A 20905-nucleotide genomic window follows, 5' to 3' on the forward strand; every position below is an offset into this window, starting at 1 on the left:
TCCTGGGAGGAGACCCATGAAGCCCGGCGACCACCCCGATTTCTTCCGATTCGCGCCGCCCCCCGGCACCTCCCGCGAGAGCTCGATCCGGCTCGATCGCGACGGCCGCTTCTGGCACGACGGCGCCCGCGTCGACCACCCGGCGCTGGAGCGCGGGCTGCGATCGTGGATCGCGCGGCACCCGGACGACGGCCGCCCGATCCTCACGAACGGCTACGACTGGTGCTACTTCCAGGTGGACGACGCCCCGCTCCGCGTCGACGGGCTCCGGATCGGCGACGACGGCGCGGTCACGCTGCTCCTGTTCGACGGCGCCGAGGAGCCGCTCGATCCGGCGACGCTCTCCCTCGGCGACGACGGCGTCGTGTACGCGCGCGCCCGCGGCGGGGCGCTGGAGGCGCGCTTCTCGCGCCACGCGCAGGCGCAGCTCGCCCCGTTGCTCGTCGAGGCGGAGCCGCCCGTCCTCCGCGTCGGCGGCCGAGAGATCCGGCTGCCGGCGCGGGGCGCGCGCTAGGCGCACGGCCGCTCAGTACCGGTACTGCCAGAGCAGATCGATCGCCCCCGAGGTCGCGTCGCGCTCGTCGACGCCCACCGTGCCGCGGAGCGTCCAGTGTCGGGCGAACCGCCAGTCGATGGTGACCTCGGTCCGCGTGCCGCGCTCGTTCGCGGTCCCCCCGGGGGTCGGCCCGCCCGCGTCCGTCGCGGCGCTGTCCAGCGCGCTTTCCTGGAAGGTGGCCAGCGCCGTCAGCTCGTCGTTCAGCCGGTAGACGAAGCTCGTCCGCAGCGCGCCCTCCGAGGTCGTCCCGAACCGCGTCGACAGCCCCTGGAGCGGCGCGATGCCGCTCAGCAGCGCGTTGAGCTGCGACGCCGCGAGCTCGCTGCCGACCGACGCGGCGACGCCGCCCGCGGCCTGCCGCGCGGGCGTCTCGGCGCCCGCCGCCTGCGCCCCCTCGGAGAAGTCGGCGCCGAACAGGAGCCGCGCGAGGATGTCCTGCTGCGAGCTCGGCGGGCTCGACCGGAGCCGCAGCTTCTTGTCCGTGATGGGCCGGAGGTTGCCGATGTAGTCGGCGTAGATGCGCGTGCCGTCCGGCGCGTCCCAGTGCGCGGTGACGTTCAGGTGCGGGTTCGACGTCTCCTCCTCGCGCAGCCGCACGCGCCCGCGCTCGATCTCGAACGCCTTGCCGAAGATCTCGAGCTCGCCGTGCGTGATCACGATGCCGCCGGAGACCCGCGCGTCGGCGCCGAGCACCACCTTCGGCAGCGCGCCGTCGTCGCTCGTCAGGTGCAGCCTGAGCCCGGCGCCGGTGATCATCGCGTCGCCCACGTCGAACGTCATCGTGTAGCGGAGCGCGTCCGGCGCGCGCTCCTCCTTCTCCGGCCCGAGCGGGTGGGAGACCTGGATGTCGGGGTTGTCGTCGAGCGGCTGCACGTCGCGGCTGCTCGTCGCCGGCAAGCTCACGCGGAGCGTCGGCACGGTCGCGTGCAGCGCGAGCTCGTCCGGCCTCTTCTCCACGACGAACGAGAGCGCCCCCGACGCGGTCCCGAGCGGCACCCCCTCGAACGTGAGCGGCAGCGCCTGGTCCTCGGCGATGGTCAGCGCCCCGGCCCCGTCGCGCAGCGCGAGCCCGTCGAGCCGCAGCAGCGCCCAGCCCTGCGCCTGTCCGGTCATGCCCGCGGCGCGGAGGCCCTCGATCCGGACCACGCCGTCGTCGGCCGTGATGCGCGCGGCCACGTCGCGCAGCTCCTGCCCGAGCTCGGGGATGTGCGCGGTCCCCTCGCGGACATCGAGCCGGGCGCGCACGCGGCCGCCGTCGGCTCCCGGCGCGCCGTCGAGCTGGACATGCAGCTCGCCGTCCAGGTAGCCGTCGAGCCTGCTGAGCGTCCGCCCGACCAGCGGGTGCAGCGCCGCGAGGCGGAAGCGCTCCGCGGTGAGGGCCAGCGCCGCGCGCTCGCCGTCGGGCACCGGGACGAGCCCGCCGAGGTAGCGCACGCTCGCGTACGCGTTCGCGCGGAGCTCGCCGCCCTTGTGGCCCCCGAGCGCGAGCTCGGAGACGCGGAGGTGCCCGCGGCCGGGCTCGCTGGACGGATCGATCCGCAGCGCGAGCGCGCCGCGATCGAAGGCGAGCTCGTTGCCGAGCGCGAGATCCGGCAGCGTGAGGCGCGCGGTGAGCCTGGGCGCCACGTTGAGGTCGCGCACCTCGATCTCGCCGCTCACGTGCCCGCTGACGCCGCTGTCGCCGAGCAGCGGGACGTCGCCGAGCGGCACCCGCCGCAGCGTCGCGCGGAGCCCGCCGGTCCACGCCGGGCGCGGGGGCGTCCCCTCCGGCGCGCGCGCCGGCGCCGGCGCGCGCAGGCCGTCGATCGGGGCGAGCGCCTCGGCGTTCACGGTCGCGATCTCGTCCCGCCCGCGCGTGACGTGCGCGTCCAGCGTGGCCCTCTCGCCGTCGTACGTGAGCCACGCGTCGAGATCGGCGGGGAACGCGAGATCCGCGGCGCCCGGGGCGTCCTCCGGGGCGTACACGAGGCCCCAGAAGAGGGCGCGCGCCGTCAGGGAAGGGCGCGCGAGGGTGCCGCTCGCGTAGGCGTCGATCCGCAGCTCGCCGCCGAGCGGCGGCAGGCGGTCGCGCACGAACGAGGGCAGGGTGGTGAGCGAGCCCATCGGGCGCCGGGGGATCGACGCCGTCGCCGCGATGGGCGAGCGCAGGAGCGACGCCCACCGGCCCGCGGGCGGCCCGGTGAGCGCGTCGAGATCGAGATCGATCGAGCCCGAGACGTCGCCGAGCAGCCCGCCGTCGTACAGGGTCAGCGCGGCGCTGGCCCGGCCGGTCGTCCCGTCGAGCGAGCCCCTGAGCTGCGCGTCGATGGAGCGCGACTCCCACGCGGGGCGCTCTTCGCCCAGCGGGTGCGGCCCGGCGAGCGCGAGGCCCTGCGTCCGCACGAGCACGTCGTGCAGCGACGGGAACGGATCGCCGGGCGCGCGCGACACCCGGAAGCGGGTCGTGAGCTTGCCGCGCACCTCGCTCACGAGGTGCGCGATCGGCGCGAGCCGCGAGAGGCACCCGAGGTCCCAGCCGTCCGCGGCGACCTCGGCCGTGCCGACCAGGGCGGCCCACGTCTCCGGCCGGAGCAGGGGGCCGCTCAGCGTGCCCTCGGCGCCGGACACGCGCACGCTCGCGAGGGGGCCGGCGCACCACGCGGCGCCCGCCGGCGCGCCCGGCGGCCGCGGCGGCTCCGCGTCGAGGCGCACGAGCGCGTCGGCCGTGATCCGGTCGCGATCGAGGGTGGCCGCGAGGTGCGCCGACACGCCGGACAGGAACGCGACCTCGCCGCCGGCGAGCTCGAGCCGCACGTGGCCCGAGCGCCCGGCCTCGGGATCCCGCTCGAGCGCGACGTCGAGGTTCGCGAGCCCCTGCACGCGGAGCGGGACGCCGAGCATCCGGGCGACGCGGCCGAGATCGATGGCCTCGCCCCGGAGCTGCCCGGTCACGTCGCCGCCCCGCACCGCGAGCTCTCCCCTCAGCGAGCCGAGCTCCGCGGACGCGAGCTCGAGCCCCTCGACCGCGAGCCCGCCGCCCGAGGGCTCGATCGCCGCGATCTTCCCGGCGACCTCGGCGCCCTCGCGCTTCAGCCGGAGCTCGATGTCGCGGAGGGCGCCCGCGGCGGTGCTCAGCCTGGCCGAGGCGGTCAGGGAGTCGTCGCCGTCGGTGAGCGTGGCGCGGAGCTTCGGCGAGGTGAGCGCGCCGGACACCTGCGCCTCGATCGCGTCGAACGTGTGGCCGCCGGCGAGCGCCTCCTCACCGGACAGCGAGGCGTGGATCGTCAGCGCGTCGAGCGGCCCGGTGAGCCGCCCTTCGACGCGCGCGCGGGTGAGCCCGACCTCGGCGCCCGCCGTCAGCCTGGCGAACGCGCCCTCGATCCGCGCATCGAGCGCCCCCTCGCGCAGGCTGCCCTTGACGCGCACGCGGCCGGCGCCGTCGATGGCGCCGGCGAGGCGCGGCGCCGCGGCGATCGCCGGGATGTCGGCGGTCGCCGCGAAGCGGATCCCCTGGCCGCGCGGCAGCAGCGAGATCGCGGCGTCGATCGGCGCGCCGGGCTCGTGGAGGTGCGCGCGCGCGTGGAGCTCGCCGCGATCGAGCACGAGGTGGACGTCCGCGGCCGGCACCCGCTCCTCGAGCAGCGCCGTGGGCTCGGTCCGCGCCTCGACCGTGAGCCGGAGCGCGTCGCCGAGCTCGGCCCGCACCCGCCCGTCCGCCGTGATCGCGGCCGCCGCCGCCTCGGGCTCGCGGCTGCCCGCCGGCGCGGCCTTCACCGCGACGGCGCGTGGGAGGCCGGGCACGGCGAGGTGGAGGGCGCGGCGCGCGGCGGCGCGGGGTGCGCCAGGCGCGACGGCGCGGGATGCGCCAGGCGCGGCGGCGCTATCGCCCTGTGCGGCGGATGCGAGGTCCACGCCGAAGAGCCGCAGATCGACGTCGCGCGCCCGCACCTCGGCGTCGAGCCGGACGGGGCCCGTCACGTCGAGCCGCCCTGCGAGCGCGACCTCGCCCCCTGCCGGACCCAGCGGGGCGGCCGTGGCCGCGGCCACCACGTCGAGGTGGGGGAGGGGACCCTTGACGGTCACGTGCGCGGCGAGCGGCTCGGTGACCGGGTGATCCGGGACCAGGCTCCGGAGCTCCGCCGGCGTGGCGCGCGGAATGCTCGCGTGCGCTTCGAGGTGCCCCTCGTCGAGCACGGCCCGCGCGGTGATCCCGACCCGGGCGACCTGACCGGCGAAGCTGCTCCACATCCGCACCGTCTCGCCGGCGCGGAGGTGGTAGTTCGCGGTGCCCGCGGTCGTGGCGGGCAGGAAGGCGCGATCCACGAGGCCGGTCTGCTCGACGTCGACGGCGACGCCCTCCGGGCCGACGTGCACCGCGCCGACGAGCCGGCTGACGTCGGCGTCCAGCGCGCGCGGCGGCGCGAGCTGCCCGTGGACCCAGCCGCGCCCGATCTCGATGCGCGGGAGGGCGACGACGACCTCGCGCGACGACGCCCCCGGCGAGGCCTCCGGCGGGCGGCTCGGCGAGCGCGGGGTGAACGTGTCGCCGAGCGTGACCCCGCCGGCGCCGTTGCTCTGGACCAGCACCTCGGCCTGCTCGACCCGGATGTACGGGATCTCGACGCGCAGCGCGCCCGCCCCGAAGAGCGCGCCGGCGAGCATCGGGAGCACGTCGGCGCGCGCCTCGATGCCGCTCGCGCGGATCACCTGGCCGCCCCACGGATCGACCGCGACCGCGGCCCGGATCCGCACGCCGTCCAGGCCGAGCGCCTCGATCTCGTCGGCGACGATCTTCCCGTGAAAGAGGGAGCCGAGGAGCCGGTTCGTGGCGTCGCGGGCGACCCGGCGCGCGGCGGCGGTGTCGAGGTGGAGCGCGACGCCGGCGACCGTGGCGCCGGCGAACACCAGGGCGAGCCCGAGCGTCCTCGCCGCGGCGGACGCGGCGCGGCGCGCGCGTCCCGGCGCGCGCGGCGACGGGGCGCGCCGCGGCGCTCCTGCGGGGTCGGACATCACGGGAGCTAGCTTAGTACGCGCGGGGCCGCGGCGACCGCGCTCGCTCACCGCGCAAACCGGGCGACGACGGACTCTGGTGGGCGGGGGCCCGCGCCGGGCGGAGCGCTCAGCCGGCGAGCCGCTCGAGCTCCACGAACAGCGCGCCGAGCTCCGGCTTCGCCCGGAGCGGCGCGCAGAAGCGGCTGGCCAGGTGGAGCAGCTCCGACTCGATCTGATCGGCCCTGCGCCCGATCTCGGCGATGCGCTCCTGCGACTCCCGGCGCCGCGCCTCGAGCTGCCTGTCGAGCTCCTCGAGCCGCTCGCGCAGCTTCTTGATCTGCGCGTCCACCTCGGCGACCTCCTGCTCGCGGGCGATCGCCTCGCTCGCGGCCTCGTAGTCCGCCCTCCGCGCCGCGTACCAGGCGTCGACGAGGTCGGCCAGCCTCCGGTAGCTCGCGGCGAGCTCGAGGTAGGGCTCGGCGAACCCGCTCCGGCCCTCCCAGCGCACGGCCTCCCGGTGGGCGCTCAGCACCGCCGGGATGAACGCCTGCGTCGCCGCGCTGAGCGGCGCCACCCTGGCGCGGTACGCGCGGGCCTCCTCGCGCGTGAGCGAGGCGTCGACCGTGAGCGCGTCCATCGCCCGGCCGATCTGCTGCCGGCCGTCGCGCCACTCCTCGGCGACCCCCTCGAGGCGCCGCTGCTCGTCGAGCGCCCTCGACCGGAGCTCGGCGTGCTCCCGCACGAGGCCGCGCAGCCCGTCGAGCTGCCGCTGGAGATCCGTCGGCGCGGCGCCGCCGAACGCGCGGGCCGTCATCTTCTCGAACAGCTCGAGCCGGCTGACCCACGGATCGCGCCCCGCGCCCCTCGATCGCACGGCGGAGTCGCGCGGCATCGCCTCCGGCGGCGGGGGCAGCGCGATCCCGCTCGCGGCGGCGATCTCCTCGAGCTCCGCCAGCACGCGGTACGCGTCGACGGGGCGGTCCGCGGGCGCCTTCGCCAGCAGGGCGTTCACCAGCCGGTCGAGCGCCTCGGGCATCTCGGGCGCGAGCTCCCGGAGGCGCGGCGGCTGCTCGTTCAGGTGCTTCAGGATCCAGCTCGCCGGATCGGGCGCGTCGAACGGCAGCCGCTGCGTGATCATCTCGAACATGATCACCCCGAGCGAGTAGAGGTCGGCCGGGGGGCCCGCGTCGATCGTCGTGCTGCGCTCGGGCGCCATGTACTCCGGCGTTCCGAAGATCTCGCCGAGGTGCGTGAGCCGCGCGTCCTGCGTGCACCGGGCGATGCCGAAGTCGAGGAGCTTCACCCAGTCGCCCTTCAGCAGGAACACGTTCTCGGGCTTGAGATCGCGGTGGACGACGTCGAAGTCGTGCGCCCGGCCGAGGGCGCGCGCCATCTGCACCCAGATGGGCAGCGCCCGCGCGAGCGGCACGCGGCTGCGCTCCACCACGTCGGCGAGGCTCGTCCCCTGGAGCAGCTCCATCACGAGGAAGGGCAGCCCGTCGTCGGTGTCGCCGTGATCGAAGATCTCGATGATGTTCGGGTGCGCGAGCCGCTGCGCGTGCCGCGCCTCGCGCCGGAAGCGCTCCCGCGTCGTCGTGTCCTGCGCGAGATCGCGGTTCAGGATCTTGATGGCGCAGGGGGTGCCGATGAGCCGGTTGTACGCCCTGTAGACGGTGGCCATCCCGCCGATCCCGAGCGCCTGCTCGATGACGTAGCGGCCGGCGATCGACGCCCCGATGCGCGGGTCCTTCTCGGCGACGAGCGACGCGCCGTCGATGAAGCAGAAGGTGCTCTCGGCCGGGTAGCGTTGGTGGCACTGCGGGCAGGTCTTCATAAAGGGCACGTCGACTGCCAGGGTACTCTACGGGGGGCCGCTTCGGAGGGTCAACGCTCGCCGCGCGCGCCGAGCCGCGGCGCGCGACGCCGATTGCGCCCCCGGCGCCTCGAGCGGCCGGTCGAGGCGCGGGCGGCGAGGTGCGCCACCGGATGCGCACGCGGCGCCCTCGTCCGGCGCTCGTCGCGTTATGTTCTCGCGACGTCATGGATGAGGTCCCCTTGCGCGCCGTGGTGATCGGCTCGGGCGTCGGCGGCGCCGCCGCGGCGCTGCTCCTCGCGCACGCCGGAATCGCGACGATCCTCGTGGAGAAGGAGCGACGCCTGGGCGGCTCCTCCGCGGCCCACGAGAGAGACGGCTTCCGCGTCGACGCCGTCGCGCACATACCCTGCCGCGGCGAGGCGGGCCCGATCGGCGACGTGCTCGGTCGCGTCGGCGAGCGCGACGCGATCACGTTCCTGGAGAGCGACGAGCCCGCCGCGCTCTGCTTCGCGGGCGTCGCCCGCGGCGCCGCCGCGCGTCGCGCGGGCCGCGTCGTCCTCCGGCCGGAGCGCCTCGGGCTGGCCGGGCTCGCGCGCGGCGCCGCGCGCGGCCTCGATCTCACGGCGCTGGAGGCCGTGCGCGCCGCGCGCCTCGTCGCGCACGCGATGTCGATGCGCGACGTCGACCTGGCCGCCTGCGACGACGTCACCGTCGAGCAGTACGTCGCCCGCTTCCTCCAGCGCCCCGCGGCCGTCGCCGCGCTCGGCGGGCTGCTCGGCCTGCCGCTCTCGCTCCCCGGGGCCGAGGCCTCGGCGGGCGAGGCGCTCCTCGCCTTGCGCCGGCTCGCCCGCGGCGGCCGGCCGAGCTACCCCGAGGGCGGCGCGGCCCGGGTGCCCGACGTCCTCTCCCGCCTGGCCCGCGAGCGCGGGGCCGCCGTGTGGAGGGGCGCGGCCGTGCGGCGCGTGCTCGTGCGCGACGCGCGCGTGTGCGGCGTGGAGCTCGAGGACGGGACCGCGGTGCCGGCGCGCCTCGTGGTGAGCACGGCCGGCCTCCAGCGCACCGTCTCGGGCCTCGTCGGCGAGCGGCATTTCCCCGAGGCGTACGTGGCGCGCGCCCGGGCGCTCGCGCCCCAGCCGCGGGCGGTCCAGGTGAGGATCGGGCTGCGCCGGCGGCTCGTCGCGGCGAGCGCGCTCGCCGGCCTCGACGGCAGCGAGCGCGCGCCGCCGCTCTCGTTCTACGGCCTCGTGCCGACGAGCTTCGATCCGTCGCTCGCGCCGCCCGGGCACGAGATCCTGTGCGCGCGCGCGGTGGCCTCCGCGCGCGGCGCGCCCTCCGCCTCGACCGACGAGCTCTTGCGGTCGCTCGACCGCGCGGTCCCCGGCCTGCTCTCCGAGGCGGTCTTCATCGACAGCTCGACCGGGGACGGCGGCGGGCCGGGCGGCGAGGACGCGGCGGGGACGGCGCAGGTGCCCGGCCAGGTCGGCCGCGCGCGGCCGGCGGTGCACACCCCCGTGCGCGGGCTCTACCTCGCCGGGCGCGCGGCCGGAGGCCGCGGCGTCGGGATGGAGCTCGCCGCCGCGAGCGCGATGGAGTGCGTCGACCGCATCCTCGTCGATCTCGGCCGCGACCTCGGCGCGCCGGCGCCCCCGGCGCTGGTCACCATCGCCGGCGCCCTGCTGGGGCGCGTCGCGTCCTCCACGGTGTCCTGGGCCACGCGCCCGCGCGGCTAGGCGCTCTCCGGCGGACTGCTGCGCGGGTCGGGCCGCCGGTCGAGCTCGCCCGGATCAGCGCGAGGTGGTGCTGTTGCCGCGCGCGAGCGCGTCGAGCGGCAGCTTCTGGTCCTCGAACACCGCGTCGAGCTCCTCGCTGCCGCGCTCCCGCACGCCCGAGCGCGGCGACAGCTCGGGGCGCACCGACGACGGCGGCGCCATGCGCGCCGAGAGCGGCGCCATCGTCCGGATCGACGGCGGCTCGCCCGAGAGCGGCCCCGGAGGCACCGAGCGCACCGAGGGGGGCGGGCTCGAGAGCGCGCGGACGGACGGCGGGCTCGGCAGGCTCCGCGCGCTCGGCGGCGGGATGCTCGCCTTGCGCAGCGGCGCGCCCCCCTGCAGCGAGCGCGACGACGGCGGCGGCGTCAGCCGGCGCGATGACGGCGGGGCGCCCTGCAGCGAGCGCGACGACGGCGGCGGCGCGCTCGCTGCAGGGGAGCGCGTCGAGGGGGGCGGGCCCGAGAGCGCGCCGGCGCTCGTCGGGAGCGACGCCGCGCGTACCGACGGGGGCGGCGGCACCGAGCGGGGCCCGCCCGGCGCGGCGTGGGGCGCCGCCTGCGCGTGCGCCGACGGCAGCACGGCGCGCATCGACGGCGGCGATCGGAACGAGGACGGCGCCCCGGGCGGAGGCGCCGCCGTGGCCGCGCCCTGGGTCGGGGGCGTGCGGAGCGAGGCCGGGGATCCGGCGCGCGACGAGGGCGGCGGCAGCGTGCTCCGGAGCGTCTCGCTGCGCTGCTGCGCGAGCCGGGGGTCCGCGCTCGAGGTCGCCGGCCTCTGCGCGGACCGGGGCTCCGCGCCCGTGGCCCCCCTTCCGCCGATGGCCTCGCTGCGCTGCGCGCCGATCACCGTGTAGCGCCCGCTGCCCTCGTCGCGCCGCCCCGGATCGCGCGCGTCGCGCGTGTCGCGCAGCGCGCCGCTCAGCATGGCCTCCAGCTCTCGCTCGCTGACCTCCTCGTCGAGCCGAAGCAACTTCGCGCGGACGTCGCGCGCGAGCGCGTCGAACTCGGTCGGATCCTTCGCGTGGACGCCGTTCGACATGATGATCGCGAGCGGCCGCCGCTCGGCCGCGATCGTCGCGGCGGTGGACGCGTCGCAGCGGTGCAGGAGCACCCCGCAGCCCGGCGCCACGGCGAGGCACAGGCTGAAGAGCTCCGGCCACGCGGGATCGAGGACCACAAGAATGCTCGGTACGTGAAGCGGGGTTGCAGTGATCTGCGCGCGGCGATCCATGGCAGATCGAGGATAACTGAAACTGACGGGTAGATCGTACTTCTCTTTCTCTGAATGGGTCATTTTCGGTCCGGTTATGCGTCCTGCGATGAGGCCAGAGGCGCAGATCTCCTACAGATCGATGGCTTGTGCGCCGCTCGCCCGCCTCCGCCCGAGGGCCCACGCGGCAGCGCGGCGCGCGGATTCCAGCGTTGCGATACCGGCGCGACCGCGCCGCGCCCCCCGCCGGCCGGCGGGGGGACGCGGCGCGGCGTCACCGGCGCCGCGGTGGGCGCCACGGGCTGGGTGGATGCCGGGTGGGGACATGTGGTGCGATGCGCCCTGCGCGCGGCCGCCTCGCCCGGTGACGGGAAGTTTACAGCCCGGTGTAGATGGTGGCGAAGGAGGCCGCCTCGCCGCGGAGCAGCAGGTTGAGCCGCGGGTTCGGGACCTTGAAGGAGTGGATCTTCGCGTTGCGCACGTCGAGCACCGCGAAGGCGCCGCCCGGCGTGCTCTCGGCGAGGCCGTTCATCAGGAGGTTCAGCACGACCGAGACGCGCTTGGACGACAGGGGCTCCCCGCGGAAATACATCTTGATGACGTGGGGAGTCCCGTCGATGACGAGGCCGAGCTCCGGATTGACGTTGATCTCGAGGTCGCCGAGGCGGTACGTCGCCACGGGCGGCTCGAACCACGTCATCTTCCCGGAGGCGAGGAACTTGCGGTATCCGTTCACGACCGACGGGTAGATGCGACGGCGTCGCTCGTCGTGCTGGGCCGCGAGGAACGCGTCGAGCACGCTCGTGGGCTTTCCGCTCCTGTGCATGTCGACGATCGCCTCTCGCACCTGCCTGTAAAAGTCCGTGAGGAGCTCGTCCTTTCGCTCCTTGAACTCCCGGACGCCGGTCAGCTTGGGCGTCCCGGCCTTGAGCACGAAGTCGACAAAGTACGTGAGCGAGATCTTTTCCATGAAGTCTCCTCCAGAACGAAGCAGTTCGGCGCGGGTCCCGCGCGCGTCGTGCGAGGGACACGCCGTCGCGCCGCGTGCTTGGTGTCTACCATGGATAGCCACCTTCGACCCGTCCGGAAAGGGATCGATCGGACGGACATTGTCCCAACCCGGGCGCGGCGGAGATGGCCGGGGATGGTGCTGAAAAATCGAATAATTTCGATGGTTTACAGTGTGGCGGGCGACGCCGCGCGCGCCGGGATCGGCCAGCGCCGCGAGCCCGTGACGAGAGGCGGCGCGCGCCGCGGAGGGGATCGACAGATACCGACTGTTGTCCCGGGGGAGTTCCTGTGGAGAATCGCCGTGAGCAGGGCGAACTCGATGGTTCGATACGGCAGGACATGGTCTGTCACAGCCCGGCGCTCCGCGGCGCTTGACACCGTGGGCGCGAGGGGCTGGCGTCCGGCGCCGCCCCCTCGCGCCGGCACCGAGCCCCGGACTTGCAAACATACGTTCGTGAATGTATCTTCCGGGCGTGCGACGGACGAAGGAGGAGGCGGCGGCGACCCGCGAGCAGATCCTGGACGCGGCGCTGCTCGTGTTCAGCCGCAAGGGGTACGCGGCCGCGACGCTCCAGGACGTCGCCGCCGAGGCCGGGCTGACGCGGGGGGCGGTGTACTGGCACTTCAAGGGCAAGGCCGAGCTCTACACGGCCCTCCTGGGCGAGCGCCTCGCCAGGGCGAACGCGGTCTTCTCCGAGGCGCTGTCCTCCACGCCCTCGCCGCTCGAGGCGCTCGAGCGGCTCCTCACGCGGTCGCTCGAGTACCTCGAAGAGGACCCCGAGTACCGCGCCGTCCTGTCGCTCAGCCTGTTCAAGACCGAGCTCTCGCCCGAGCTCGCCGCGGGGTTCGAGCAGAAGGTGTCGAGCGTGCGCCGCCTCGTGGCCGTGGTGTCGGACCTCGTCCGCAAGGGGATCGCGGCCGGCGAGATCGAGCGGGGCGTCGACCCGAGGGCCGCGGCGCTCGCCGCCGTCAGCCTCATGAACGGCGCGACCGCGCTGTTCCTCATGGACCCGAAGCTGCTGGAGCCCAGGGCCGCTGTCCGGCGGATGGTCGCGACCTTCATCCGTGGACTGCGGCGCTGAGGCCGCGAAGTTTTTTTTGTCAGTTTACATACATACACGAATGTTTGGTTCGTGGAGGTCTGTTGGGGGGGAGGGGAGTGATCATGTTCCTCAGGAAGTACTGGTATATCGCCTGCGCGTCATCGCAGCTCGGGGCGGCGCCCCGCGCGGCCCGGGTCCTCGATCAGGACATCGTCGTGTTTCGCGGCGACGGCCGGCGCCCCGCCGCGCTGCTCGATCGCTGCTGCCACCGGGGCGTCAAGCTGTCTCTCGGACGCGTGACGGGCGGGGCGCTCGCGTGCGGATATCACGGCTGGCGATTCGGGGGCGGCGGCGCGTGCGTCCATATCCCGTCGCTCGCCGAGGGCAGGCGCATCCCGGCGAGGTGCGCTGTCCCCGCGTTCCCCTGCGTGGAGCGGGACGGGTATGTCTGGGTGTGGATCGGCGGTGAGGGCGACGCCGCGGCGCCGCCCCCGCCCGGGATCGACGGCTTCTCGGCGCGCCGGTGGGACCAGGGCTCGGTGGATCTCGAGTGCGCGTCCACGCGGGGCCTGGAGAACAACCTCGACTGGTGCCATCCCGCGTTCGCGCACCCGTGGACGCACGGGCAGTTCTACCTCGCGCTGCTCCGCGGCCTGCGCGAGCAGCTCCTCGAGGTGCGGCCGACGCCGGACGGGATGACCGTGGTCGGGCCGATCAGCGCCGCCGGGGGCGCGCCCGCGCCGCGATCGTCCCAGGTCCTGCTCTCGTTCACGCTCCCCGATCGCGTCGAGGTCCGGTCGCTCGGAGGGATGCCGCGCCGGATCGTCCTGCACTTCGTGCCGACGGCGCCCGATCGGTGCCGCATGGAGTGGCTCGTCTCGAGGGCGCTGCCGTTCGGGCCGCGCGTGCGCTTCCGCGCCAGGGAGCCGACGATCCTCCGGCAGGACCGGATCCTCCTGGAGAGCGCCGAGCCGGCCTACGCGGGGGAGGGCGCCTTTCGCGAGCAGCACGTCGAGGCGGACGCGCCCATGCTGCTCCTGCGCCGCATCCTCGGCTGGGCGGCGCGCGGCGAGTGGGAGGCGAGGCGCGCGAGCCTGCCGGAGCGGCGGCTCATCCGGGTCCGGGCCTGACCGCGGCCCGCGCGGCGGCCCGCCCGGCGGAGGCCGCGGCGGGCGCGGCGCGTCAGGGGCCTGTCGTCACCTCGGGCGGCTGCGCCGTCGGGACGTTCCCGCGCGAGTGCGTCGCGCGCGCCGTCACGTCGGTCACGATCAGCACGAGGAGCAGGACGAGGAGCGGCACCGACACGACGATGGGGAGGGCGTTCGCGAACCGCTGCTCGATGAGGTGCATGAAGAAGAGCAGCACGAGCACCGTCTTCACCGTGGCGATGAGGAGCGCCGCGACGGTGTCGAACGCGCCGAGGTGGGCCAGAGAGATGAGGTACGAGGCGAGCGTGAGCGCCATGAGGACGAGCCAGACGATCACGTAGGTCCGCGTGGAGAGGTGCTTGATGATCATGGGCGTCGGGCGACCTCAGCGGTGCATCAGGTACAGCATCGGCCAGAGGAATATCCAGATGATGTCGACGAGGTGCCAGTACAGCCCCCCGATCTCGACGTGGGTCTCGTTGCCCGCGCCATAACGGCGCCGGAGACACCTGAACGCGAGCCAGAGCAGGATCACGAGCCCCGCCGTGACGTGGATGGCGTGGAGCCCGGTCGTCAGATAGTAGGTCGTGAAGAACATCTTGGCGCCGCCCGTCGGGAGCTCCGCGAACCGGTAGGCGGCGCCGGGGAAGATCCCCTCGTGGAAGTGGTCCGCATACTCGACGCCCTTCAGCACGAGGAAGGCGACGCCGAGCGCGGCGGCCCCGAGCAGGAGGCGACCGGCCCTCCGCGGCTCGTCGATGCGCACGGCGTGGACGCTCAGCGCGACGAGCAGGCTGCTCGTCAGCAGGATCGCGGTGTTGGCCGTGCCGATCGGCGCGCTGTTGTGGGCGATGGCGGCGGTGAACTCGGCGCCGTACAGCGCGCGGTAGCCGGCATAGATCCCGAAGAGACCGGCGAACAGGAAGAGCTCGCTGGCGAGGAAGACCCACATGCCGAAGCGCGCGGCGTGGGCCTGCTTGTCGAGGTCCTCGAACTGCATCGCGAGCCGCGCCGGGGCGAGCGGCTCAGCGGGCGGGTGTGACTCGGGCATTCGCCTCCTCCTCGGTCAGGTGGTAATCGTACGGGCCGCGCTCGATGATCGGCGTCGCCGGGAAGTTGTGCTTGGGGGGGATGGGCGGCGTCGTCCACTCGTAGCTCCGCGACCGCCACGGGTTGCCGAGGGCCGGCCTCCCCCAGCGCAGGGCCACGAGCAGGTTGAGCAACGCGAGCACGAGCGCGCCCGCGAGCAGGAAGGCGCCGCCGGTCGAGAGGACGTTCAGCCACTGGTACTGCTCGGGGTAGCTGTAGTAGCGGCGCGGCATCCCGGCGTTGCCGAGCAGGAACTGCGGCAAGAACGTCAGGACGAACCCGCAGAACACGCCGAACGACGTGAGCAGCCCCATCCGCTCGGAGTACATGCGGCCGAACATCTTCGGGAACCAGTAGTGCGCCGCCGCGAGGAACGCGGTGAGCGAGCCGCCGACCATGATGAAGTGGAAATGGGCGACGATGAAGTAGGTGTCGTGCCAGTGGACGTCGAGCGACTGCGTCGCGACGGCGACGCCCGTCATCCCCCCGAAGACGAAGAGGAACAGGAACCAGAAGAAGTAGAGCATCGGGGTGTTGAAGCGGATGGACCCCCGCTGCAGCGTCGCCACCCAGGTGAAGACCTTGATGGCAGAGAAGATGGCCACGAACATCGAGAACACGCCGAAGACCCCGGCGTCGAACTCGCTCATCCCGGCCACGAACATGTGGTGCCCCCACACCGTGAACCCGATGAGCGCGATGCCGAGCGACGAAATGGCGATCGCCCAGTAGGACGCCGGCTGCCTCTGAGAGAAGGTGCAGACCACCTCGGTGATCGTCCCGAGCGGCGGGAGCACCATGATGTAGACCGCAGGGTGGGAATAGAACCAGAACAGGTGCTGGAACAGCAGCAGATCGCCGCCGAGCACCGGGTCGAAGATGCCGAAATGGTAGACGTGGTCGAGCCCGACGAGCAGGATCGTGAGCCCGAGCACCGGGGTCGCGAACAGGATGATGATGCTCGTGCCGTAGAGGGCCCAGACGAAGAGCGGCAGGCGGCTCCATGTGATCCCTCGGGCGCGCGTCGTGTGCGTCGACGCGATGAAGTTCACCGCCGTCATGATCGACGAGACCCCGAGGATGAAGACGCCGAGCACGGCCGGCAGGACCGCCGTCGGCGTGCGCGTGCTGTAGGGGGGATAGAACGTCCACCCGGTGTCGAGGCCCCCGGCGATGGAGGTGACCAGCAGGATCACGGCGCCGATCGCGAAGACGTAGAGGCTCGCCAGGTTGAGGCGCGGGAACGCGAGGTCCTTCGCCCCGAGCATGAGGGGGAGGACGAAGTTCCCGAACACGTTCGGGATCGACGGGATCAGGAAGAGCCACACCATGACCACGCCGTGGAGCGTGAACATGCGGTTGTAGGTCGATGCGTCGATCACGGTGGGGCCGGGCGTCAGGAGCTCTGTCCGGAGGACGAGCGCGAAGACGCCGCCGAGCAGCAGGAACACCACGACGAGCACGTAGAACATGAGGCCGATGCGCTTGTGATCGATCGTGAGCAGCCACGAGCGCACCCCGGCGTCCGCGCGGAGGTAGTCGGGCTCGTGCGCCCCGTGCGGGGGCGCGGATTCCTCGTGCGCATTTCCGTTCATGGAGCTGTCCCTTCCGGCGCGAGGCCGCCGGCGTCCTCGCTGGGGATCGTGTGGACGACGGGCCCGCGCGGCACGTCGCGGAGCGATTTCATGAGCTCGATCATGGCGGAGATGTCCGGCGGCGTGATGAGCCCGAGGTAAGACGGCATGTTCGCCGGGAACCCGCGGTGCAAAGCGGCGAGCGGATCCATGATCGACTCGGTGATGTAGGCCTCGTCGGCGAGCCGCTCGCCGCCCTCCTCCAGGGGGACGACGGAGCGGTAGAGCCCGGCCCACGTCGGGCCGATGTGCGGCGTGCCGTCGAGGGTGTGGCAGCGGAGGCAGCCGTGCCGGGCGGCGGCGCGCTCACCGCGGCTCGGGAGGGTCGGCTCGGCCCGGGTCCGCTCGTCCTCCGAGCGGGCCGCGGACTCCTGCGCGAAGGCCGGGGCGCCCGCCGCGCCGCCCACGAGCCAGCGCTCGTAGTCGGCCGGGTCGAGCACGATCACCTGCCCGCGCATCATCGAGTGGCTCGTGCCGCAGTACTCCGTGCACAGGATCGGGTACGCGCCGGGCTCGGTCGCCTCGAACCACGCGGTCGTGTAGCGCCCCGGCAGGACGTCCTGCTTGATGCGGAACTCCGGGACATAGAAGCTGTGAATGACGTCGCGCGACGTCATGATGAGCTTGACGGGCCTGCGCGCGGGGACGTAGAGCGTGTTGATCATGCTCTCCCCCTCCGGATAGGCGAACTTCCACATCCACTGCTTGGCCGTGATGTAGACGTCGAGCGTGTCCGCGGGCGGCGTGCGCAGGTCGACGAACTGGCGCGTCCCGATGTTCCAGAACCCGAGGAAGATGAAGCCGAGCGCGATCAGCGCCGCCACCTCCAGGAAGATCGCCGGTCGCACGAGGGTCCCGGGGTGGGGCTGCGAGGTGTCGGCGCCCCGCCGGCGGTAGCGGATGAGGAAATAGCCTCCGATGATCGTGATCAGGAAGGCCCCGCCCATCGTGATCCCGATGACGATGTAGTGCAGCTCGTCGATCTCGCGCGCCAGCGAGGAGCGCTGCTCCGGCAAGAAGAGCAGCTGTCGCAAGAGCTCGTTCATCGCGCGCCCTCCTGTCTCCTTCTCCGCCCCGACCACCGGAAGAGGGCGAGCGCCGTGACGACGCCGCAGAGGATCGCGGCGCCCCCGAGCCGCAAGAGGCCCATCACGTACGGGCCGTAGCGGCGGCTCGCGGGGTCGTACCGATAACAGGTCATGATGACGCGATCGAAGGCGGTGCCGACCTGCCCGCGGCTGGCCTCGAGGAGCGCGAGCCGGAGGTCCCGGGCGGAGAACTCGGCGCCGTAGAGGACCCGGGAGATGCGCCCCTCCGGCGTGAGCACGAAGACGCCCGCCGGGTGCGCGTACTGGTCCGTGTCCGCCTCGTACGCGTAGCGGAAGCCGAGATCGTCCGTGAGCGCGCGGATCTCGGGCTGCTCGCCCGTGAGGAACGGCCAGGCCCCCGCGTCCGCCGCGCCCCCCGCGCCCAGCGCCGCCAGCGTGGCTGTGCGCTTCCGCGCCGCGGCCTCCGGCGTGTCCCGGGGATCGAAGCTCACCGTGAGCGCGCGGTACTGCTCGCCGAGGTGGTAGTCGAGCCTCTTGAGGCCGGAGACCAGGCCGCGCAGCACGAGGTCGCAGAGCATCGGGCAGCGGTAGTAGGCCAGCGTGACGAGGACCGGGCGCTGTCCGTCGAAGTGCTCGGCGAGCGGCGCGCGCCGCCCCGTCATGTCCTCGAAGACGAGCGCCGTGTCGATGGCGCGCCCGGGGCGCTCCTCGATGTCCACCTCGCGCGCGGCGGGCGGGAGCGCGGGCGGCTCGACCCCGGGGGGCCCGTCCGCGGCGGCCTCGCGGGGCGCGCACGGGAACACGAGGGCCAGCGCGGCCGCGGCCGGGAGGTGCCACGCCCTCATCGGTGCTCCTCCACGACGAGGTGCATCGCGTCCTCGATCGGGATCTGCACGAGGCCGCGCTCCCGATCGACCCAGCCGAAGCGGCCGAGCTCCTCGCGCTTCCTGCGGTTCAGCATCAGGCCGATACCGCCCTCGCCGGGGCCCTCCTGGGACGCGAAGATCCGCTGATCCACCCCGGCCACCACGCCGCGCGGCTGGAAGCCCTCCCTGGCGTACTCCGGGGCCCTGCCCGCCGGGCGCAGCGCCGCCTCGCGCCCGCGCAGGATCATCCACGACCAGCCGGCCAGGATGACGAAGATGACGACGACGGCGAAGGTGATCGCCAGGAATCCTCGCCACGGGACGCGATCCTCTTCCTGGGTTACGTCGGGACGTCGGTACTTGGTCGTCATACGCTCTCGTAGCGGAGGGCGGCCGGCAGCGCCGGGTCGTTGACGGGGACGAGCGGCTTGCCGCGCAGCCTCAGCGCGGCGAACGCGACGCACGGGCCGACCACGGCGAGCAGCGCCGCGATGTCGAGCCAGTGGTACGGCGCGCGCTCGCCCGGCGCGTCGGGCACGACCAGCCAGTGGACATCGATGTAATGCGCGACGAGGATCCAGGCCGCCACCGCCGACAGCCAGGCCGGCCTGCGCTTGATCCGGTAATTGAGCAGCACGAAGAAGGGGAGCACGAAGCGCGCGATCACCATGACGACGCTCACGACGCCCCACGGGCCGTGTGCGCGGTGCAGGTAGAACTCCGCCTCCTCGGGCCTGTCCGCGAGCCATATCAGCATGAACTGGAAGTACGCGGCGTAGGCCCAGAAGATCGTGAACGCGAGCAGGAGCCGTCCGAGCGCGTAGTAATGCGACGAGCTCAGCACGGGCAGGAGCCCGGCGCGCTCCGTGGCGAACGCGAGCACCGTGAGGACCGCTATCGCCGCGACGAAGCCGCCGGCGAAGACGTACACGGGGAACATCGTCGAGACCCACGTCGGCTGGAGGGACATGAGCCAGTCGAAGGCGGCGAACGAGAGGGTCAGCCCGACGGGCGGCAGGCCCGCGATGCTGATCACGCGGAGCCGCCCGCCGCCCGCGAGCTCCGGGCGCGCGTCGCCCCGGATCGACCCGCCGCGGAGCAGCGCGGCGAAGGCGATCCAGATGACGAAGTAGAGCGCCGTCCTGACCAGGAAGAAGGGGCGGTTCAGGTACGGCGTCTTGTGGAGCACGAGCTCCCGGACGTGCTCGCTCTCGATCGACTCGGGGTGGAGCCACTCGCCGTAGAGCCGATCCAGCCCGAACACGAGCGGGATGAACAGGAGCGCCAGGACCGGCAGCGTCCCGATGATCCCCTCCAGCAGGCGGCGGACGGCCACGGGCCAGGTCGCGCCCATCGCGTGGCAGATCATGAGGAAGATGAGCGCGCCCACGGCCGTGCTCACCCCGAACGCGTGCGCCGCGAGGTAGGCGTAGAAGAACCGCGTCGGGTCGACGAACACGCCGACGACGAGCAGGATCGCGCCGAGGAGCGCGAGGGCGAGCGACCGCGTGAGGATCGCGCGTCCGCCGTGGAAGGTGGGGATACGTCGGTTCATGGGAGCTCCTTCCGGGCGCGCTCGCGGAGCGGCGGCGGCAGCGCGTCGAGAGCGGCGGCGCGGCTCCTGCCGAGCGCCTTCACGTAGGCGACGATCGCCCAGCGCCCCCTGAGCGGGATCTGCGGCGCGTAGGAGCGCATGAGGCCGTATCCCTCGACGATGGCCTGGTAGATGCGGCCGGGCGGGAACGCCTGCACGCGCGCGTCGACGAGCGACGGCGGGCGCCTCTGCGTCATGTTCCGCGCGACCTCCGACTCGCCATCTCCGGCGACGCCGTGGCAGGCGGAGCAGAAGATGTCGTATCGTTCCTTCCCGTACCGGACGAGCTCGATCGTGACCGGGACCGGGAAGCGCGTCGCGTACGCGCCGCCCACTACCCCGCGGGTGAGCGCGGGATCGCCGGTCACCTCATCGTGCGGCACCGTGCCCTCCGGCGGGCGGCGCATCACCGCGCCGTCGAGGAAGAGCTCCGACGGCTGGTAGGGGACATAGCGGTGCTGGCGGAGCATGCGCTCGAGATCCAGCGAGTCGGCCTCGCCGGGCGCGTCGGTGGCAGGGCCCGCCGGGGCGGCCGGCTCGCACCCCGCGACGCCGAGCGCCGCGCCGAGCGCGCCGAGCGCGACGAGCCGGCCGGGGGAGAGGAGCCCGCCGCGCCTCACGGCCGCTCCTTTCCGGCCCAGGCCACCGTGCGCGCGCCGAGCGCCGTGAGATCGCGCTCGGCGATGGGCCGGATGAGCGTCGGGTCGCGGGCGTCGATGCCGATCCAGAACCGATCGAGGGTGGCGCGCTCGAACCCCGGGACCTCGAACACCGGACTCCAGAGCTCTGGCAGCTTCGAGAGGAGGACCATCGCGACGAGCCCGACGAGGGCGGTCGTGAGCACCATCATCTCGAAGGTGATCGGCACGAAGGCCGGGGCCGCGTGCGCGGGCCGGCCGCCGACGATGACCGGATAGTCGACCGCGTTGGTGTACCACTGGACGAGGTAGCCGCCCGCCGCGCCCGCGAGCGCGAAGGGCAGGAGGATCCAGTTGAGCGGCGAGCGGCGGAGGCCGAGCGCCTCGTCGAGGCCGTGCACCGGGTACGGCGTGAACGCGTCGAGCCTCCTGTAGCCGCGGCTCCTGAGCTCCTTGATGGCGCGGAGCATCGCCTCGGGCGTCTCGAACTCCGCGAGCAGGCCCCTCTGCAT

General features: G+C 73.7%; 17 protein-coding genes. 4 read left to right on the plus strand and 13 right to left on the minus strand.

Annotated elements, in window-relative coordinates; genetic code table 11:
* The first annotated feature begins 16 nt into the window (after positions 1-16).
* The gene (locus WMF31_RS15685; protein WP_436602719.1) at positions 17-514 is read left to right on the plus strand and encodes a hypothetical protein; all 498 of its coding nucleotides are present in this window, start codon (positions 17-19) and stop codon (positions 512-514) included.
* Between the two features lie 12 nt (positions 515-526).
* On the opposite strand, the gene WMF31_RS15690 is transcribed toward WMF31_RS15685, so the two are convergent.
* Both WMF31_RS15690 and WMF31_RS15695 read right to left on the minus strand, forming a co-directional pair.
* Entirely contained in the window at positions 527-5545 is a 5019-nt protein-coding gene (locus tag WMF31_RS15690; RefSeq protein ID WP_436606564.1) for a translocation/assembly module TamB domain-containing protein, read from the minus strand.
* A 109-nt stretch (positions 5546-5654) separates the two neighbouring features.
* Positions 5655-7361, minus strand: a complete 1707-nt coding sequence (locus WMF31_RS15695) for a protein kinase domain-containing protein (protein WP_436602720.1) — start codon at positions 7359-7361, stop codon at positions 5655-5657.
* Positions 7362-7567: 206 nt separating this feature from the next.
* On the opposite strand from WMF31_RS15695, the gene WMF31_RS15700 reads away from it, so the two are divergent.
* Positions 7568-9073 carry an FAD-dependent oxidoreductase gene (locus WMF31_RS15700; RefSeq protein WP_436602721.1) on the plus strand — a complete coding sequence of 502 codons (1506 nt, stop codon included), beginning with the start codon at positions 7568-7570 and terminating at the stop codon, positions 9071-9073.
* A gap of 54 nt (positions 9074-9127) precedes the next feature.
* Here WMF31_RS15700 and WMF31_RS15705 read toward each other — a convergent pair whose 3' ends face one another.
* Together WMF31_RS15705 and WMF31_RS15710 are read right to left on the minus strand one after the other, a co-directional pair.
* On the minus strand, positions 9128-10288 hold the full coding sequence (locus WMF31_RS15705) for a hypothetical protein (RefSeq protein ID WP_436602722.1): 1161 nt from the start codon (positions 10286-10288) through the stop codon (positions 9128-9130).
* Positions 10289-10697: 409 nt separating this feature from the next.
* On the minus strand, positions 10698-11291 hold the full coding sequence (locus tag WMF31_RS15710) for a hypothetical protein (RefSeq protein ID WP_436602723.1): 594 nt from the start codon (positions 11289-11291) through the stop codon (positions 10698-10700).
* Positions 11292-11805: 514 nt separating this feature from the next.
* Here WMF31_RS15710 and WMF31_RS15715 point away from each other — a divergent pair.
* Complete coding sequence (locus tag WMF31_RS15715; protein WP_436602724.1) at positions 11806-12414, plus strand: TetR family transcriptional regulator; 609 nt, start codon at positions 11806-11808, stop codon at positions 12412-12414.
* Between the two features lie 83 nt (positions 12415-12497).
* The gene (locus WMF31_RS15720; protein WP_436602725.1) at positions 12498-13505 is read left to right on the plus strand and encodes a Rieske 2Fe-2S domain-containing protein; all 1008 of its coding nucleotides are present in this window, start codon (positions 12498-12500) and stop codon (positions 13503-13505) included.
* 52 nt (positions 13506-13557) lie between these two features.
* On the opposite strand, the gene WMF31_RS15725 is transcribed toward WMF31_RS15720, so the two are convergent.
* The 9 genes from WMF31_RS15725 to WMF31_RS15765 are packed head-to-tail and all read right to left on the minus strand — an operon-like array spanning position 13558 to position 20905.
* Positions 13558-13893, minus strand: a complete 336-nt coding sequence (locus WMF31_RS15725) for a cytochrome C oxidase subunit IV family protein (protein ID WP_436602726.1) — start codon at positions 13891-13893, stop codon at positions 13558-13560.
* A 15-nt stretch (positions 13894-13908) separates the two neighbouring features.
* Entirely contained in the window at positions 13909-14574 is a 666-nt protein-coding gene (locus WMF31_RS15730; protein WP_129349117.1) for a cytochrome c oxidase subunit 3 family protein, read from the minus strand.
* Positions 14549-16207, minus strand: a complete 1659-nt coding sequence (locus tag WMF31_RS15735) for a cytochrome c oxidase subunit I (protein WP_129349115.1) — start codon at positions 16205-16207, stop codon at positions 14549-14551. The genes WMF31_RS15730 and WMF31_RS15735 overlap by 26 nt, the downstream gene beginning before the upstream one ends.
* Positions 16204-17292 carry a cytochrome c oxidase subunit II gene (gene coxB, locus WMF31_RS15740; RefSeq protein ID WP_129349113.1) on the minus strand — a complete coding sequence of 363 codons (1089 nt, stop codon included), beginning with the start codon at positions 17290-17292 and terminating at the stop codon, positions 16204-16206. Before coxB ends, WMF31_RS15735 begins: the two co-directional genes overlap by 4 nt.
* On the minus strand, positions 17289-18140 hold the full coding sequence (locus WMF31_RS15745) for an SCO family protein (protein ID WP_436602727.1): 852 nt from the start codon (positions 18138-18140) through the stop codon (positions 17289-17291). The genes coxB and WMF31_RS15745 overlap by 4 nt, the downstream gene beginning before the upstream one ends.
* The gene (locus tag WMF31_RS15750; protein WP_129349109.1) at positions 18137-18532 is read right to left on the minus strand and encodes a hypothetical protein; all 396 of its coding nucleotides are present in this window, start codon (positions 18530-18532) and stop codon (positions 18137-18139) included. Before WMF31_RS15750 ends, WMF31_RS15745 begins: the two co-directional genes overlap by 4 nt.
* The gene (locus WMF31_RS15755; protein WP_436602728.1) at positions 18529-19716 is read right to left on the minus strand and encodes a hypothetical protein; all 1188 of its coding nucleotides are present in this window, start codon (positions 19714-19716) and stop codon (positions 18529-18531) included. Before WMF31_RS15755 ends, WMF31_RS15750 begins: the two co-directional genes overlap by 4 nt.
* A complete protein-coding gene (locus WMF31_RS15760; RefSeq protein ID WP_436602729.1) occupies positions 19713-20375 on the minus strand; it encodes a c-type cytochrome in 663 nt (220 codons plus the stop codon). The genes WMF31_RS15755 and WMF31_RS15760 overlap by 4 nt, the downstream gene beginning before the upstream one ends.
* The gene (locus WMF31_RS15765) at positions 20372-20905 is read right to left on the minus strand and encodes a DUF3341 domain-containing protein (RefSeq protein WP_436602730.1); all 534 of its coding nucleotides are present in this window, start codon (positions 20903-20905) and stop codon (positions 20372-20374) included. Before WMF31_RS15765 ends, WMF31_RS15760 begins: the two co-directional genes overlap by 4 nt.

Source organism: Sorangium sp. So ce1036 (assembly GCF_051369805.1).
GTDB classification, from domain to species: domain Bacteria; phylum Myxococcota_A; class Polyangia; order Polyangiales; family Polyangiaceae; genus Sorangium; species Sorangium cellulosum_F.

What these genes read in the sequence shown, in the direction of transcription:
- WMF31_RS15685 (WP_436602719.1), top strand. Translation starts at nt 17, where the DNA reads ATGAAGCCCGGCGACCACCCCGATTTCTTCCGATTCGCGCCGCCCCCC.
- WMF31_RS15690 (WP_436606564.1), bottom strand. Translation starts at nt 5,545, where the DNA reads ATGTCCGACCCCGCAGGAGCGCCGCGGCGCGCCCCGTCGCCGCGCGCG.
- WMF31_RS15695 (WP_436602720.1), bottom strand. Translation starts at nt 7,361, where the DNA reads ATGAAGACCTGCCCGCAGTGCCACCAACGCTACCCGGCCGAGAGCACC.
- WMF31_RS15700 (WP_436602721.1), top strand. Translation starts at nt 7,568, where the DNA reads ATGGATGAGGTCCCCTTGCGCGCCGTGGTGATCGGCTCGGGCGTCGGC.
- WMF31_RS15710 (WP_436602723.1), bottom strand. Translation starts at nt 11,291, where the DNA reads ATGGAAAAGATCTCGCTCACGTACTTTGTCGACTTCGTGCTCAAGGCC.
- WMF31_RS15720 (WP_436602725.1), top strand. Translation starts at nt 12,498, where the DNA reads ATGTTCCTCAGGAAGTACTGGTATATCGCCTGCGCGTCATCGCAGCTC.
- WMF31_RS15725 (WP_436602726.1), bottom strand. Translation starts at nt 13,893, where the DNA reads ATGATCATCAAGCACCTCTCCACGCGGACCTACGTGATCGTCTGGCTC.
- WMF31_RS15730 (WP_129349117.1), bottom strand. Translation starts at nt 14,574, where the DNA reads ATGCCCGAGTCACACCCGCCCGCTGAGCCGCTCGCCCCGGCGCGGCTC.
- WMF31_RS15735 (WP_129349115.1), bottom strand. Translation starts at nt 16,207, where the DNA reads ATGAACGGAAATGCGCACGAGGAATCCGCGCCCCCGCACGGGGCGCAC.
- coxB (WP_129349113.1), bottom strand. Translation starts at nt 17,292, where the DNA reads ATGAACGAGCTCTTGCGACAGCTGCTCTTCTTGCCGGAGCAGCGCTCC.
- WMF31_RS15745 (WP_436602727.1), bottom strand. Translation starts at nt 18,140, where the DNA reads ATGAGGGCGTGGCACCTCCCGGCCGCGGCCGCGCTGGCCCTCGTGTTC.
- WMF31_RS15750 (WP_129349109.1), bottom strand. Translation starts at nt 18,532, where the DNA reads ATGACGACCAAGTACCGACGTCCCGACGTAACCCAGGAAGAGGATCGC.
- WMF31_RS15755 (WP_436602728.1), bottom strand. Translation starts at nt 19,716, where the DNA reads ATGAACCGACGTATCCCCACCTTCCACGGCGGACGCGCGATCCTCACG.
- WMF31_RS15765 (WP_436602730.1), bottom strand. Translation starts at nt 20,905, where the DNA reads ATGCAGAGGGGCCTGCTCGCGGAGTTCGAGACGCCCGAGGCGATGCTC.